General features: G+C 68.2%; 12 protein-coding genes. 5 read left to right on the forward strand and 7 right to left on the reverse strand.

The annotated features are described in order from the left end of the window. Positions 1 to 43: 43 nt before the first annotated feature. On the reverse strand, positions 44 to 2,221 hold the full coding sequence (locus AC5P5S_RS06360; protein WP_049419118.1) for a primosomal protein N': 2,178 nt from the start codon (positions 2,219 to 2,221) through the stop codon (positions 44 to 46). A gap of 413 nt (positions 2,222 to 2,634) precedes the next feature. On the opposite strand from AC5P5S_RS06360, the gene AC5P5S_RS06365 reads away from it, so the two are divergent. The 4 genes from AC5P5S_RS06365 to sppA all read left to right on the forward strand — a co-directional run bounded on the left by AC5P5S_RS06365 (position 2,635) and on the right by sppA (position 7,901). Then, positions 2,635 to 3,639 (forward strand): hypothetical protein, encoded by a 1,005-nt coding sequence (locus AC5P5S_RS06365; protein WP_062605548.1) that lies wholly within the window; start codon positions 2,635 to 2,637, stop codon positions 3,637 to 3,639. Beyond that, a complete protein-coding gene (locus tag AC5P5S_RS06370) occupies positions 3,632 to 4,216 on the forward strand; it encodes a DUF3106 domain-containing protein (protein ID WP_005414612.1) in 585 nt (194 codons plus the stop codon). The genes AC5P5S_RS06365 and AC5P5S_RS06370 overlap by 8 nt, the downstream gene beginning before the upstream one ends. 282 nt (positions 4,217 to 4,498) lie before the next feature. Beyond that, positions 4,499 to 5,863 (forward strand): MATE family efflux transporter, encoded by a 1,365-nt coding sequence (locus tag AC5P5S_RS06375; RefSeq protein ID WP_005414611.1) that lies wholly within the window; start codon positions 4,499 to 4,501, stop codon positions 5,861 to 5,863. Between the two features lie 115 nt (positions 5,864 to 5,978). Beyond that, complete coding sequence (gene sppA / locus AC5P5S_RS06380) at positions 5,979 to 7,901, forward strand: signal peptide peptidase SppA (RefSeq protein ID WP_062605549.1); 1,923 nt, start codon at positions 5,979 to 5,981, stop codon at positions 7,899 to 7,901. Between the two features lie 99 nt (positions 7,902 to 8,000). Here sppA and AC5P5S_RS06385 read toward each other — a convergent pair whose 3' ends face one another. Further along, a complete protein-coding gene (locus AC5P5S_RS06385; protein WP_005414610.1) occupies positions 8,001 to 8,213 on the reverse strand; it encodes a hypothetical protein in 213 nt (70 codons plus the stop codon). A gap of 111 nt (positions 8,214 to 8,324) precedes the next feature. On the opposite strand from AC5P5S_RS06385, the gene AC5P5S_RS06390 reads away from it, so the two are divergent. Next, a complete protein-coding gene (locus AC5P5S_RS06390) occupies positions 8,325 to 9,101 on the forward strand; it encodes an SDR family oxidoreductase (protein ID WP_005411202.1) in 777 nt (258 codons plus the stop codon). A 94-nt stretch (positions 9,102 to 9,195) separates the two neighbouring features. Here the strand turns inward: AC5P5S_RS06390 and AC5P5S_RS06395 are convergent, their stop codons facing one another. The 5 genes from AC5P5S_RS06395 to AC5P5S_RS06415 all read right to left on the reverse strand — a co-directional run bounded on the left by AC5P5S_RS06395 (position 9,196) and on the right by AC5P5S_RS06415 (position 15,021). Further along, the gene (locus tag AC5P5S_RS06395) at positions 9,196 to 9,942 is read right to left on the reverse strand and encodes a hypothetical protein (protein WP_032967020.1); all 747 of its coding nucleotides are present in this window, start codon (positions 9,940 to 9,942) and stop codon (positions 9,196 to 9,198) included. A 22-nt stretch (positions 9,943 to 9,964) separates the two neighbouring features. After that, complete coding sequence (locus AC5P5S_RS06400) at positions 9,965 to 10,654, reverse strand: DUF4124 domain-containing protein (RefSeq protein WP_062605551.1); 690 nt, start codon at positions 10,652 to 10,654, stop codon at positions 9,965 to 9,967. Positions 10,655 to 10,697: 43 nt separating this feature from the next. Then, entirely contained in the window at positions 10,698 to 11,288 is a 591-nt protein-coding gene (gene tsaC / locus AC5P5S_RS06405; protein ID WP_005411199.1) for an L-threonylcarbamoyladenylate synthase type 1 TsaC, read from the reverse strand. Between the two features lie 129 nt (positions 11,289 to 11,417). Then, positions 11,418 to 13,895, reverse strand: a complete 2,478-nt coding sequence (locus tag AC5P5S_RS06410) for a DNA topoisomerase I (RefSeq protein WP_062605553.1) — start codon at positions 13,893 to 13,895, stop codon at positions 11,418 to 11,420. 193 nt (positions 13,896 to 14,088) lie between these two features. Further along, positions 14,089 to 15,021, reverse strand: coding sequence for an RDD family protein (locus tag AC5P5S_RS06415; RefSeq protein ID WP_024957896.1), 933 nt, complete (start codon positions 15,019 to 15,021; stop codon positions 14,089 to 14,091). Positions 15,022 to 15,025 lie beyond the last annotated feature (4 nt).

A 15,025-nucleotide genomic window follows, 5' to 3' on the forward strand; every position in this document is an offset into this window, starting at 1 on the left:
GGCATCGGGGTCGGATCCCACCCGACGGGTGGGCTCTGACCCCTCAATAAAGATCCGTCGGATCCACATCCAGCGACCAGCGCACCTTGCGTGCTTCCGGCAGCGCATACAGCTGCGGTACCAGTTGCGAAAGCACCCCGTGCAGCGGTGGCCGCTGCGCGGCAGACAGCAGCAGCTGGGCGCGCTGATAACCGGCGCGCCGTGGCATCGGCGCCGGCATGGGTCCATAGGCCTCCACCACGTCCTGCTCGCCCAGCAGCTGTCGCGCTGCCAGCAGGAATGCATTGGCATGCTCCACCTGCTGCGCTTCAGCGCGCATCAGCGCCAGATGCGCGAACGGCGGGAATCCTGCGGCCTGGCGCTGGTTCAACTCGGCCTGCGCGAACGGGTGGTAGCCACCGCTGACCAGGGTTTCAAGCAGTGGGTGCCCCGGGTGATGCGTCTGCAGCCAGACTTCGCCCGGGTCGCGCGCGCGTCCGGCGCGACCGGCGACCTGGATCAGCTGCTGCGCCAGTTTCTCGCTGGCGCGGAAGTCGGCGGAGAACAGGCCTTCGTCGATGCCGACCACCACCACCAGGGTCAGCTTGGGCAGGTCGTGGCCCTTGGCCAGGATCTGCGTGCCGACCAGGATGCCGGGCTGGTCGCCCAGTTTCGCCAGCTGTTGTTCCAGTGCATCGCGTCGCGACGTGGTGCCGCGGTCGATGCGCACCACCGGGAAGTCGGCGAAGGCGGCGGTGAGATGTTCTTCCAGACGCTCGGTGCCGATGCCCTGCGGTTGCAGCGCCAGACTCCCGCACGCGGGGCATGCCAGCGGCGCCGGTTGCCGCGCACCGCAGTGATGGCACTGCAGGCGACGACCGCCGCCATGCACGGTCATCGGTGCATCGCAGCGGTTGCATGGCGCGGTCCAGCCGCAGTCGTGGCACAGCAGTACCGGCGCATAGCCACGGCGGTTCTTGAACACCAGCACCTGCTGGCCGCGCTGCAGGTGCTCGCCAATGCCGGCCAGCACGTCGGCCGAGAGGCCGTCATGCAATGGTCGCTTGCGCACATCAAGGATGCGCACGCGCGGTGGCCGCGCATCACCGGCACGCTGCTTCAGGCGCAGGTGGGTGTAGCGCCCGGCATAGGCGTTGTGCAGCGTCTCCAGTGAAGGCGTAGCGCTGCCCAGCAGCACCGGAACGCCCAGCGCCTTGCCCCGGACCAGGGCGAAGTCGCGTGCGTGGTAGCGGATGCCGTCCTGCTGCTTGTAGCTGCCGTCATGCTCCTCGTCGACGATCAGCAGGCCGGCCTGCGGCAGCGGCGTGAACACCGCCGAGCGGGTGCCGACGATCACCCGTGCCTCGCCGCGCGAAGCCGCCGCCCAGACCCGGGCGCGCTCGTTGTCGTTCAACCCCGAATGCAGTGCATGCACGGCGATGCCGAGGCGGCCGCGGAAGCGTGCCAGGGTCTGCGGGGTGAGGCCGATTTCCGGCACCAGCACCAGCGCCTGCTTGCCTTGGGCCAGGCAGTGGATGATGGCCTGCAGGTAGACCTCGGTCTTGCCGCTGCCGGTTACGCCATCCAGCAGGAACGGTTGGAAGCCCTCGATTGCGTTGATCGCCGCCACGGCCTCTGCCTGCTCCGTGTTGAGGGTGGGGCCAGGCAGTGGCTGCGCGTGCTGCGGAGCGACGCGCAGCGCCACGCGTTCGGCCAGCTCGCGCTTGGCCAGGCTGCGCGCGGCGGTGCGCCAGTCGTCCATGCGTTCGCCCAGCACGTCCTCATCGACGATGGCGTCGGCCAGCAGCTCGGCCAGCTGCCGGGGGCGGCTGCCGGCGCGCAGTTTTTCGCGCTGGGCGCGGCCTTCGGCGGTCAGCTGCCAGCCCCAGTGATGGGTGTCGGGCAGGGCGTCGCCATGGCGCAGCGGGCCCGGCAGGGCGGTGCTCAGCACCTCGCCCAGTGGCGCATGGGTGTAGCGCGCCAGCCACTGCAGGCTGTGCCACAGCTCGCCCTGGAGCAGCGGTTGCGGGTCGCACCAGGCCAAGGCCTGGCGCAGTCCCTGGCCGTCATCGGTCTGGCCGTGCCCCACCACCACGCCGACCAGCTCGCGGTTGCCGAACGGCACCTTCAGGCGGCAGCCGACCGCGACCGTGGGGCCATCGCCCTCTGGTGACAGGTAGTCGAACAGGCGCGGCAGCGGGACGGGCAGGGCGACCTGCAGGGTCGGAATGGGTGAAAGCATCGGGCCAGTGTAACGGGCCATGCGCGCGCGGATGGCAGGGGCCAGAGACAGCCGGGGAGCCCTCGTCGAATCATAAATGTCACCTAAATATCGGTGTCCATTGGAGATTCAGTCTTATCCACATGTTCTGTGGATAACGTTGTGCGTTACCGGTCGACGGGAACGCAGGAGGCCGATGGCGACGAGCTCACGCTTGGGTTGGTCAAAAAATCGCCACACTTCAAAGTCATTCAAAATCAACAACTTGAGTGTGAAACATTGCTGAAACAGAGTGAATTCAGCTGGATGCCGCAGTTTTCCCCGAGGCCGGCGTGGTGCTGTGCACAACCTGCAGCACGAAGTGCCTGCGCGCGCAAGTCCTACGGGTGCCGATGGGCTGCCGCTATCATGCCGGCAGACCTTTGGAGTGACCGATGACGGCTGTGCCCGCCCCTGTTTCCTCGACCGCGGCCGGCGCGCTGTCGGCGTTCCTGCGCGGCGTCGAGCGCCGCGCCCTGGTGGTGGCTGAGCTGCAGTGCGGCGATGCCGCGCGAGCCGAGCAGACCCTGGTGGCGGTGATGCGCGCCTTCGCCGCGGTCGCCAGCGACCTGCCGATGGCGCAGTGGCCGACCCGCTTCTGGACCCTGCTGGGCCAGCGCCAGGCGCTGCGCGAGCCGGTGGGCGGCCAGTGGCTGCCGCCGTTGGCCGCGCTGGGCGAAATGGGGCCGCTGCCGCGCTTGGCGCTCCTGCTGCGGGTGGGCGGCAGTCTGGACGAGGGTATCGCCATGCGCGTGCTCGACCAGGACGAAGCGGGCTACCAGCACCTGCTGGCCGATGCCTGCCCCCGTGATGCGCTCGGCCAGCCCGATGCGTCGGCATGGCGCCAGCTGGCCGAACAGGTGCAGCTGCGCATCCGCGACCTGCCGGCCAAGCGCCTGCAGCAGCTGCAGCAGCCGGCTGCGCCGGCCGCCAGCAATGAAGCTCCCGCGACCAGCTGGCGCGCACCGCAGCGCGATGATCGTGCGGCCGCCCAGGGCAAGCGGCGGCGTCCCAATGCCAGGCCGCGCTGGCGCGGCCCGGTGATCCTGCTGGTGACGGTGGCGGTGCTGTTGGCCGCGGCACTGGGCTGGCGCTACTGGCAAGGACATTCATCCGGTAGCGACGCTCCACTGCCGGAAGGGGTAGTGGGCGAAGCTGGCCCGGTCACGGTGGAAGCTCTTCCGCCGAGCAAGGTCAATGCCACGCCGGATGCGACCCCGGCCCAAGCCTCCGACGACGCCATGATGCTGGCCGACCGCGACTATCCGCTGGTGGCCGATGCCGATCTGTATGCCTGGACCGCCGCCGGCGGCCCGTTGCCGGTGGACGAATCGCAATCCAGGCCGAGCCGGCCCGAGCCCGCCAGCGCCACGCTGGAAACCGCTGCCGCCGATGAATAAGACCCTGTTCGCCAGCCTGCTGCTGGCCCTGCCGTTGTCGCTGTCCGCCGCGCCGCAGACCTTGAGCGTGCCGCTGCCGCCGCCAGTGCCGGGCAGTTCACCGGCGGCTCCCGCTCCGGCCACCACAAACACGACGCCCGCTGCGTTCACCCAGCTCGACGCCCAGCAGCAGCGTCAGCGCCGTGCCGACTACGCGGCCTGGCGCGCCCTGCCGGAGAGCGAGCGGGAGCGCATCCGGCAGGCTGCGGCGCGGTTCAATGCGCTGCCGGCGGACCAGCAGCAGCGCCTGCGCGAGCAGTTCCAGGCGCAGGACCAGGCCTTCCGCGAGGGCTGGCGGCTGGGCCCGCAGCTGGGACTGGAGTTCCCCAAGCTGCACGGCCTGTTCGGCTTCGTGCCACCGGAACAGCGCGAGGCCGCGCTGGCCGTGCTGCGCCAGCTCAGCCCAGCGCAGCTGGCCCAGCTGACCCTGGTCGCGCAGCGCACGCCACCGCAGGAGCGTGACACGGTGCGAGGCGCGTTCCTCGCCGTGCCGGCCGCCGAGCGCGATGCCTGGCTCAAGCGCCAGGCGGGTCAGTAAACCGGAAGGCGTAGCGTCCAGGGGTAGCGTCGACTGTTGGTCGACTGCTCTTCATACTGATCCGCGAAAAACCTGCGCTGCGCGCGGAAGTCGACTGACAGTCGACTCTACAGGGCGGACGGTTTTCCCGGTAACGCGATCGCAACGCGTGATGCCGGGGCCTGCCGGAACCCAGCATTCACGCCATGTCATGGGAATGCGCGCGCTGCGCGCGTAAGATGACCGGCCGCAACCCGGTGCCTGTGCCCTTCGCGCGCAACCGTAGTTCGCGTCAAGCACCTTATGTCTACTGCAACCTCCACGCCGCGCTTCAGCAAGGAAGTCGGCGCCACCGGTCTGCTCGCCCTGCCGCTTGTGCTCGGGCATGTGTCCACCGGCCTGATCTCCTTCGTCGACAACGTGATTGCCGGCCACCATGCCACCGCGACCCTGGCCGCAGTGACCATCGGCACGGCGCTGCTGTGGCTGCCGATGCTGATCCCGATCGGCACCCTGATCTCGCTCACCGCCTCGGTATCGCAGCTGCACGGCGCCGGCCGCGAGCGCGAAATCGGCCCGCTGTTCCGCCAGGCGTTGTGGCTGGCGCTGGGCCTGGGCCTGATCATGTTCACCTTCCTCACGGTGGTGCCGCCGCTGCTGCCATCGTTCGGCATCGCGCCGGACATCGTGCCGGGGGCGACCGCGTTCCTGCACGCGGTGCGCTGGGGCGGGCCCGCACTGACCCTGTACTTCTGCATGCGTTACCTGAGCGAAGGCATGCACTGGACGTTGCCGACCATGCTGCTCGGCTTCGGCGGCCTGCTGGTGCTGGCGCCGATGGGCTACGTGCTGGCCAACGGCAAGCTCGGTTTCCCGGAACTGGGTGCGGAAGGCCTGGGCATCGCTTCGGCGGTGATGATGTGGCTGCAGGCCACGGCGTTTGCCCTCTACCTGTGGCGCACCAAGCGCTTCGCCCACCTGCAGCTGTTCTCGCACTTCGAAGGACCGCGCTGGAAGGCGATCTGGGACCTGCTGCGCACCGGCCTGCCGATCGGCATTACCGTGCTGATGGAAGGCGGCCTGTTCATCGTCACCGCGCTGCTGATCGGCCGCCTGGGTGCGAATGAAGCGGCCGCGCACCAGATCGCGATCAACGTGGCGCAGCTGTGCTTCATGATCCCGATGGGCGTGGCCGAGGCCACCACCGTGCGCGTCGGCCATGCGGTTGGCCGTGGCGATGGCTTCGGCGTACGGCGTGCGGCCTGGGCCGGCTACGCGATCATCATGGGCACGCAGACGCTGTCGGCGGCGGTGCTGCTGTTCGGCCACGATGCCATCGTCGGTGTCTACACCAACGACCTGGCGGTGGCCGGCCTGGCCTCGACGCTGCTGCTGTACGCGGCCACCTTCCAGTTCCCGGATGGCATCCAGGTACTGTCGGCCGGCGCGCTGCGCGGCCTGAAAGACACCCGCGTGCCGATGTTCATCGCCATGTTCGCGTACTGGGGCCTGGGCATGCCGCTCGGCGCCGGGCTCGGCCTGGGCCTGGGCATGGGCCCGCAGGGCATGTGGATCGGCCTGATCGTTGGCCTGACCGCCGCTGCCATCCTGATGGGCTGGCGCCTGCGCCGCAGCAGCCTGCGCATCGGCCAGTCGATGTTGTCCTGACCTTTGCGCCCGTCATGCCGACCCATGGCGGGCGATCCCCTGACTTGTGTCCGATGCTGCATCACGCGGCACCGGCTATGCTGGTACCACGGCAAGAAGCCATCCGGAGCGTTCCATGAATCAACCCGTGCCCCCGCTGCCCCCGGCGCGTCGCAACCCCGTCGCCAGTTTCTTCATCGGGCTGTGGGACGTCATGAACTTCACCCGCCGGTTGATCCTCAACCTGCTGTTCTTCGGCCTGCTGTTCCTGCTGCTGGTGATGTTCGTCATCGCGGCGGGCATGGGCGCCGGTGCCAGCAAGTCGCTGCAGGACCGCACCACCCTGGTGATCGCCCCGGAAGGCCGCCTGGTCGAGCAGTTCAGCGCCGACCCGGTCAGCCGCGCACTGGCCAAGGCGGTGGGCGACAACGGCGCCGAAGAGATCCAGCTGCGCGACCTGCTGCGGGTGATCGAGTCGGCCAAGGAAGACAAGAAGATCGAGCGCGTGGTGCTGGAGCTGGACAAGCTGCAGCCGTCCGGCTTCGCTTCGCTGCGTGAAGTGGCCACCGCGCTGCAGGAGCTGCGTGCCTCCGGCAAGCAGCTGGTGGCCTACAGCGAGAGCATGGGCCAGTCGCAGTACCTGCTGGCCGCACAGGCCGACGAGGTCTACCTGGATCCGATGGGGTCGGTGGTGCTCGAGGGCCTGGGCCGCTACCGCCAGTACTTCCGCACCGGCCTGCAGGACAAGCTGGGCGTGGACGTGCACCTGTTCAAGGTGGGCGAGTACAAGTCCGCGGCCGAGCCGTACGTGCTCGATGCGGCCTCGCCGGCCTCCAAGGAAGCCGACCTGTTCTGGATGAACGACGTGTGGCAGCGCTATCTGGCGGACATCGCCAAGGCGCGTCGCCTGGACCCGGCACAGCTGGCCGCCGGCATCGACACGCTGCCGGAAGGCATCGCCGCCGCCGGTGGCGACCTGGCCAAGTTCGCCCTGCAGCAGAAGCTGGTGACCGCGCTGAAGACCCGCGAGGAGTTCGAGGATCTGATGATCGAGCGCGGCGTGGCCGACGACGATGCCGACGGTGGTTTCCGCAACGTCGACTTCGGCACCTACCTGGGCCAGCTCGATGCGCGCCGCAACCCGGTGGACAACCGTCCGCAGGTAGCGGTGGTTGTGGCCGCCGGCGAAATCAGCGGCGGCGATCTCCCGGCCGGCCGCATCGGTGGCGAATCGACCTCGGCGCTGCTGCGTGCCGCGCGTGACGACGAGAACGTGAAGGCGGTGGTGCTGCGCGTGGATTCGCCGGGCGGTGAAGTGTTCGCCTCCGAGCAGATCCGCCGCGAAGTGGTGGCCCTGCAGGCCGCCGGCAAGCCGGTGGTGGTGTCGATGGGCGACCTGGCCGCCTCCGGTGGCTACTGGATCAGCATGAATGCCGATCGCATCTATGCCGATCCGTCGACCATCACTGGTTCGATCGGCATCTTCGGCATGGTGCCGAACTTCAGCCGCGCGCTGGACAAGATCGGCGTGCACACCGATGGTGTCGGCACCACCCGTTTCGCGGGTGCGTTCGATGTCACCCGCCCGATGGATCCGGCCGTGGGCCAGGTCATCCAGTCGGTGATCAACAAGGGTTACGCCGACTTCACCGGTCGCGTCGCCGACGCCCGCAAGAAGCCGGTCGAGGCCGTCGACGAAGTGGCGCGTGGCCGCGTGTGGAGCGGTGCGCAGGCCAAGGAACGTGGCCTGGTCGATGCCTTCGGTGGCCTGAAGGATGCCGTGGCCGATGCCGCCAGCCGTGCCAAGCTGGGCAAGGCTGATGCCTACCGCGTGCGCTACATCGAGAAGGCGGCGACGCCGTTCGCGCAGTTCGTCAGCGGTTTCGCCGGCAGCCGCGCCGGCGCCTGGATGCTGTCCGACTCGGGCATGGCGCGGATGGTGCTGGCGCGCGCGATGCCGGAAGTGGATACGCAGCTGCGCTTTGTCGAGAACGCGGCGCGCGAGAAGGGCAACGGCACGCCGGTGAAGGCGCTGGCGTACTGCTTCTGCGGGTTCTGATCGGCAACGGTGACGAATGAAAACGCCCGGCCCTGGCCGGGCGTTTTCGTTGGTGGGGGTCGGATCCCTTTGCCCCGCAAAGGGCTCTGACCCCACAGGTCACTGCGTCGCGTCGGCCTCGGCCTTGCGTTCGCGTGCGGCGGCTTCTTCCACCGCTTTCTGCGCGCCCTTGGCGCGGTCCAGCGGTTCCTGCATCGCACGCGACATCGCTTTGGGCACCGGTGGCTTCTCCGGGTTCGGCGTCGGCGGCCGCTGGCAGGCCACCAGCAGCACGCCGGCCAGCAGGGACGAGAACAGGGTCAGGATGCGCATGGCGGCTCTCCGCAGTGGGCGTACGTGCAGTGTCGCATCCTCGGCAGAGGGCCGCCGTGAGCGCGTATCCTTGCCGCATCGAAATGCAGCGGGCGCGGCCCCGGAGGACACATGACCCAGCAACGGTGGCGCCTGGACGGGCAGACCGCCCTGATCACCGGTGCCAGCGCCGGTATCGGCCTGGCCATCGCGCACGAACTGGCCGGCTTCGGCGCGGACCTGATGATCGTCGGGCGCGATATCGACATGCTGGAGACCGCGCGCGACGAGCTGCTGGATGTGTATCCGCAGATGCAGGTGCACGCGCTGGCCGCCGATGTCTCCGACGACGAGGACCGCCGGCAGATCCTGGACTGGGTGGAAGACCACAGTGATGGCCTGCACATCCTGGTCAACAACGCTGGCGGCAACGTCACCAAGGCGGCCACGGAGTATTCAGAGGACGAATGGCGGAAGATCTTCGAGACCAACCTGTTCTCGGCGTTCGAGCTGTCGCGCTACGCGCATCCGCTGCTGGCTCGCCACGCATCGTCGTCGATCGTCAACGTCGGCAGCGTGTCCGGCCTGACCCATGTGCGCAGCGGCGTGGTCTACGGCATGAGCAAGGCCGCGATGCACCAGATGACCCGCAACCTGGCCGTCGAGTGGGCCGAGGATGGCATCCGGGTCAATGCAGTGGCGCCGTGGTACATCCGCACGCGGCGGACCTCCGGTCCGTTGTCGGACCCGGACTACTACGAGGAAGTGATCAACCGCACGCCGATGCGTCGTATCGGCGAGCCGGAGGAAGTGGCCGCCGCGGTGGGCTTCCTGTGCCTGCCGGCAGCCAGCTATGTCACCGGTGAGTGCATCGCGGTGGATGGCGGCTTCCTGCGCTACGGGTTCTGATCTTTCCGCAGGTAGTGCCGGCCGCTGGCCGGCAACCACAGGATCTTCAGATGATTGCAGTTGCCGGCCAGCGGCCGGCACTACCGGGTGGCGGTCACCCCGGTACCGGGCAGTTGCTGGCCTCCAACACCGCCTGCAGCCGCTCGCGTTCACCGCGCGCGGTATCGCGGTTTTCCGGTGCGGCGAAGCGTTCACGGCCGCGGGCATCACGGAAGCGCTGCTGCCAGCTGCCGCATCGCTGTGCTTCGGGAAGTTCCTCGCAGCGGTCGCGTACGACTTCGCAGCCGGCCGCGTTCATCGGCGTGACCCCGCCCAGGCCCTGCACCGTCATCGGTTCGCAGCGACCAGGTGATGCCTCGTACTCGTGCAGATAACCACCGCCCTGTCCGTCGGTGCACTGGAAGATCGGGGGAAGCGGCGGCTTCGGTGGACCGTTGCCTGCTTCGGCACGGGCATCGGCATCACGGCGCAGGGTCGCACTGTCGAGAATCTGGTTGGCACCTTCGCGTTCAACCATTCCCGCTTCCATGATGGTGCGTCCTTCGTCCGCGCGTCGTGGTTTCGCTGGGGCCGCAGGGGCAACGGCCGGCCCGGCCGGCACCGGCGCGGGTGTTTCGACGGGGGCGGGTGCAGGTTCCGCAGCCACAGGTGCAGCGGCAGCCGGCTGCGGATTGGCCGGGCCGGATATGCGCAGCACCTGCTGCTTGCTGCCGGTGGGGCACGGCGTGCGCTGCAGGGTAGGGACGTCACTACTGCTGGAGGTACAGCGGTAGATCACGCCCTCTTCGGCCAACGCGCTTCCGGGCAGCAGCGCCAGAAGCAACCAGATCAGTCTGTTCATGCTCACAGCGTACAGGCTGCGCTCAACGCTGGCAGTCGCGTGACAGGCGCGCGTCGATGCCACGCTGTTCGTTGTTGATGGCGGTGCGCTCGCTCTGCAATGCGCTGTTGTAGCGACGGTCCAGTTCCCAGCGGCGGTCGCGCAGGCGCGCACAGACCTCCTGTGGCGGCAGCGCGTGGCAGCTGTCGCGCACCAGCACGCTGCCGGCCGGGACCTGCACGCCTACGCCGACGGCGGGCGGCCGGTAACCTGCACCCTCGCCGACGGGCGGACCGATCGGTGTGCCGATGGCCGGGCGCGGACCCGGGTACGATGGGCCCCGATGCCCGTGTGGCAGCCAGACGCTGGTCCATAACGGCACCCAACGCGGATTGCCCTCGTTGCTGTCGCTGGTATAGCGCTGGCCATCGTCGCGCACGCATTCGTACAGCGGCTGCGGCGGCTGGATGTAGACGTGGCGGACCTCGCGGTCACGCATCACCGGAGATTCGTCCGGCGGTGCGGGGGCCGCATCGCTGCGCACCACCCGCGGCGATGGATCGCGCGGGCGCTGCAGGTCGCGGACTTCCTGGCGGCCGCTGTTGCAGGGCCTGTCCTGCAGGGCCACGGCGCCGTTGCTGGCGACGCAGCGGTAGACCCGCACATCCTCGGCCGCCGGTGCCGTCGATGGCAGCAGCAGGCACAGGCCCAAAGCGGTGCGCAGCAGGTTCATGACGGCAGGGTGCGCGATTGTCCGGGGCAGCGCAATCGGCCGCTCAGGAGCGCAGCACGTTGCCGCTGAGCGCGTCGCGGATCGGGGTGGGCTGGGCCAGGCCGCCGGTTTCGCCATCCAGGATGCCATCAAGCAGGCGCAGCAGGCGTGGATCCAGTTCTTCGCGGCGGCGCGCCGGTGGTTCGCCGGCCAGGTTGGCGCTGGTGGAGACCAGCGGGCCTCCCCAGGCACGGCAGAGTTCGGCCACCAGCGGGTGGGCGCTGATGCGCACGGCGATGCCGCTGTGCTCCCCGGTGACCCACGGCTGGGCACGGGGTCCGGCCGGCAGGATCCAGGTGTTGGCGCCGGGCCAGCTGGCCAGCACCGCGCGCTGGCGTGCGTCCGGCAGGGCCTGCAGGCGCACCCAGCCTTCCAGCTGCGCCAGATCGGCCGCGACCAGAATCATGCCTTTTTCGATCGGGCGTTGTTTCAGTCGCAGCACCATGTGCACCGCCGCCTCGTGCGAAGGGTCACAGCCCAGGCCCCAGACCGCTTCGGTCGGGTAGGCGATCACGCCGCCCGCGCGGAGCGTGGCGACAGCAGAGTCCAGGGTGAGTTCTTTCATGGCGGCGACCGGCCCGGCGTGGGCCTTCATTATCCCCCTGCTGCGTGCAGAAGGGGTGGACCCTGGCACCCGGTAGTGCCGGCCGCTGGCCGGCATCTGATGCTTCTGGGGTTGCCGGCCAGCGGCCGGCACTACCCCTCATCCACGTATGGCGTGGAGTTACTTCGCGGCCTTCTTGGCGGCCTTCTTCGCCGGGGCCTTCTTTACTGCCTTCTTGGCCGCGGCCTTCTTGGCAGGCGCTTTCTTTGCAGCGGCCTTCTTCGGCGCCGCTTCCTTCTTCACTGCCGCCTTCTTGGCCGGGGCTTTCTTCGCAGCGGCCTTCTTGGCACCGAAGCCCTTGCGCACCGGCTTGCCGGTTTCTTCCATCAACTGCTGCACTTCAGCCAGGGTCAGCGACGCCGGTTCGCGATCCTTGGGGATCTTGCCGTTCATCCTGCCGTCGCTGATGTACGGGCCGAAGCGGCCGTTCAACACCTGGATGTCGCTGCCCTCGAACTCCTTGATGATCCGGTTGCGCGCGATCTCTTCCTTCTCTTCGATCAGGAACACGGCGCGCGCCAGGTCGATGGTGTACGGGTCGTCCTCCTTCTTCAGCGAGGCATAGGTGCTGCCGCGCTTGGCGAACGGGCCGAAGCGGCCGATGCCGACGCTGACCGGCTCGCCGTTGTCCTCGCCCAGTGCGCGCGGCATCAGGAACAGCTCCAGCGCGTCTTCCAGGGAAATGGTGTGCATCGACTGGCCGGGGCGCAGCGAAGCGAACTTCGGCTTCTCCTCGGCATCTTCGGCAGTGCTGCCGATGGCGGCATAGGGCCCGAAACGGCCCAACCGCACGCTGACCGGCTTGCCGGTCTTGGGGTCGGTGCCGAGCTCGCGCGCGCCACTGGCCTCCGCGCGGTCGACCGATTCCTTCTTGTCTTCGACCAGTTCCTTGAACGGTTCCCAGAAGCGCGACATCAGCGGGATCCAGTCTTCTTCGCCACGCGAGACGGCATCGAGCTCGTCTTCAAGCTTGGCGGTGAAGTCGTAATCCACGTACTGGGTGAAGTGGCTGGACAGGAACTTGGACACCGCGCGGCCCACATCGGACGGGCGGAAGCTGCGCCCTTCCATTTCCACGTACTTGCGGAACAACAGGGTCTGGATGATCGAGGCGTAGGTCGAGGGACGGCCGATGCCGTACTCTTCCAGCGCCTTCACCAGCGCCGCTTCGGTGTAGCGCGGTGGCGGCTGGGTGAAATGCTGTTCGGCCTGGATGCGTTCCAGCGGCACGCGGTCGCCGGGCTTCATCGCCGGCAGCTTGCGGCCTTCGTCCTCGTCCTCGGCACTCTTGTTGTCCTTGCCTTCCTCGTACACGGCCAGGAAGCCGGGCACGACCACGGTGGTGCCGCTGGCACGGAACACGTGCTCGCTGCCGGCCGAAAGGTCGACGCTGACCGTGTTGAGCGTGGCCGGAATCATCTGGCAGGCCACTGCACGCTTCCAGATCAGTTCGTACAGGCGGCGCTCGTCGTCGGTGAGGAAGCGAGCGACCTGGGCCGGGGTGCGCAGGGCCGAGGTCGGGCGCACCGCTTCGTGCGCCTCCTGGGCGTTCTTCGACTTGGTCTGGTAGGTGTTGGGCTGGTCGGGCAGCGAGGCGATGCCGTAATCACGGGCGATCACGTCGCGGATCTCGGCCAGCGCATCCTGCGACAGGTTCACCGAGTCGGTACGCATGTACGAGATCAAGCCGACGGTGCCTTCGTCGCCAATCGCCACGCCTTCATACAGCTTCTGCGCCACCTGCATGGTCTTGCGGGTGGTGAAGCCGAGCTTGCGCGAGGCTTCCTGCTGCAGGGTGGAGGTGGTGAACGGCGGCGCCGGGCGGCGCTTGCGCTCCTTGCTGGCCACGTCGGTGACGTGCAGCGAGCCCTGCGCGGCCTGCTGGATGCGCATCCGCGCCGCTTCAGCGGTGTCGCCATCGGTGATGGTGAACTGCTCGAACTTCTGCCCGTCCAGCTTGATCAGCTTGGCGTTGAAGTGCTGCGACGGGTGCGCGCACTCGGCGGCGATCGACCAGTACTCGCGGGCGATGAAGGCTTCGATCTCTTCCTCGCGCTCGACGATCATGCGCAGCGCCGGGCTCTGCACGCGGCCGGCGGACAGGCCGCGCTGGACCTTGCGCCACAGCACCGGCGACAGGTTGAAACCGACCAGGTAATCCAGCGCGCGGCGCGCCTGCTGGGCATCGACCAGGTCGCTGGCGATCGCGCGCGGCTGGCTGATGGCTTCCTTGATGGCGCGCGGGGTGATCTCGGTGAACACCACGCGCTGCATGGGCTTGTCCTTGACCAGCCCGCGTTCCTTCAGGATCTCGGCGATATGCCAGCTGATCGCTTCACCCTCGCGATCCGGGTCGGTCGCCAGCAGGATGTCGTCGGCGCCCTTGGCGGCCTTGGCGATCGCGTCGACGTGCTTCTCGTTCTTGTCGATCACGTCATAGTGCATGGCGAACCCGTTGTCCGGGTCGACCGCGCCTTCCTTCGGAATCAGGTCACGCACATGCCCATACGAGGCCAGGACGGTGTAGTCCTTGCCGAGGTATTTGTTGATCGTCTTGGCCTTGGCCGGCGATTCGACGATGAGCAGGTGCTTGGGCATGGCAGCAGGGTCTGTGGGGCGAACCGTGGGGAAGGGGCCGCTAGGGTGGAGCAAATGGCCGCATTAGTGAAGCGGCCACGCGCAAATCCATAAACTGAACGCCCGGTAATGTGCCGGGCGTTCAGGTTTCACCTTATTAGAGGAATCACGCCCGGCCAGCCCGTGTCAAGCAGCCAGCCGTGAGGATGGCCGTTCAGGAGGCCATCTTGGCGATGAAGCCGACCGCGAACACCAGCAGCGCCAGGCCCACCAGCGACAGTACTGCGGTCAACACCAGTACCAGCACGGTGACGGTGCCCAGCTCGCGGCGCTGCAGGTGGGGCTGGTCGGTGTAGGCCCAGCGGTCGACCACCAGAGTGTCGCAGATCATGTCGTGCAGGCCCTGCTTGCGCTCGGTGAAGGCCGCCATCAGGAAGCCGATGCCGAGGGTGAAGCTGCTCAGCAGCATGGCCCAGTAACGACCGAACGCGCGGGCCTTGGTCAGGCGCTCGCCGTTGCCGCGGACGACCTTGATGCCGACCGCCATCTTGCCCAGCGTGGCGCCGCCCTTCGAGGCATGGAACCAGGTGTAGTACGCCATGCCGATGCAGAGGTTGATCAGGGCACTGGCCAGCTGGGCCACGATCTCGATGGCTGATTCGCCACTGCCCACCGCGCCCATGCTGGCGCCCAGGATCGCACCGAGGATGGCTCCTATCATGCTGCCGGGGATGACCAGCACGAAGTAGTCGATCATGTAGGCCGCCACGCGCTTCCAGAAGCCTGCGTAGACCACTTCACCGCCAACCACAGGCTGTGCGTGGCCACCGCTGCCGACGGCGGCTGGAGCGCTGTATGGCGAGCTGCTGAGCGCGCCGGTGCCGGGCAGCGGTGCGGTGCCGCTGTCGATGGCGGCATAGTCGCTGCGCAGGTCGAACCCGCCGCTGCTGGTGGCAGTGGTGGCATCGGCCAGCGTCTGCAGGCCGAGCTCGTCGACCACCTGGCGCAGTGCAGCCCACTGGGCCATGCCCTCGCGCCAGACCAGGGTGTCCAGGTTCAACTGGCCGCGCTGGAAGCGCTGGCGGATCTCCTGGACCGGCAGCGGGCCCTGGCGTTGCTGTCCTTCGGCGTAGTACCACTCAGTCATTGCA

It is taken from the genome of Stenotrophomonas sp. YJH_SMC_54 (assembly GCF_059368435.1).

Excerpts from the sequence above, each read along its gene's own strand:
- AC5P5S_RS06360 (WP_049419118.1), bottom strand. The coding sequence starts at position 2,221 with ATGCTTTCACCCATTCCGACCCTGCAGGTCGCCCTGCCCGTCCCGCTG.
- AC5P5S_RS06365 (WP_062605548.1), top strand. The coding sequence starts at position 2,635 with ATGACGGCTGTGCCCGCCCCTGTTTCCTCGACCGCGGCCGGCGCGCTG.
- AC5P5S_RS06370 (WP_005414612.1), top strand. The coding sequence starts at position 3,632 with ATGAATAAGACCCTGTTCGCCAGCCTGCTGCTGGCCCTGCCGTTGTCG.
- AC5P5S_RS06375 (WP_005414611.1), top strand. The coding sequence starts at position 4,499 with ATGTCTACTGCAACCTCCACGCCGCGCTTCAGCAAGGAAGTCGGCGCC.
- sppA (WP_062605549.1), top strand. The coding sequence starts at position 5,979 with ATGAATCAACCCGTGCCCCCGCTGCCCCCGGCGCGTCGCAACCCCGTC.
- AC5P5S_RS06385 (WP_005414610.1), bottom strand. The coding sequence starts at position 8,213 with ATGCGCATCCTGACCCTGTTCTCGTCCCTGCTGGCCGGCGTGCTGCTG.
- AC5P5S_RS06390 (WP_005411202.1), top strand. The coding sequence starts at position 8,325 with ATGACCCAGCAACGGTGGCGCCTGGACGGGCAGACCGCCCTGATCACC.
- AC5P5S_RS06395 (WP_032967020.1), bottom strand. The coding sequence starts at position 9,942 with ATGAACAGACTGATCTGGTTGCTTCTGGCGCTGCTGCCCGGAAGCGCG.
- AC5P5S_RS06400 (WP_062605551.1), bottom strand. The coding sequence starts at position 10,654 with ATGAACCTGCTGCGCACCGCTTTGGGCCTGTGCCTGCTGCTGCCATCG.
- tsaC (WP_005411199.1), bottom strand. The coding sequence starts at position 11,288 with ATGAAGGCCCACGCCGGGCCGGTCGCCGCCATGAAAGAACTCACCCTG.
- AC5P5S_RS06410 (WP_062605553.1), bottom strand. The coding sequence starts at position 13,895 with ATGCCCAAGCACCTGCTCATCGTCGAATCGCCGGCCAAGGCCAAGACG.
- AC5P5S_RS06415 (WP_024957896.1), bottom strand. The coding sequence starts at position 15,021 with ATGACTGAGTGGTACTACGCCGAAGGACAGCAACGCCAGGGCCCGCTG.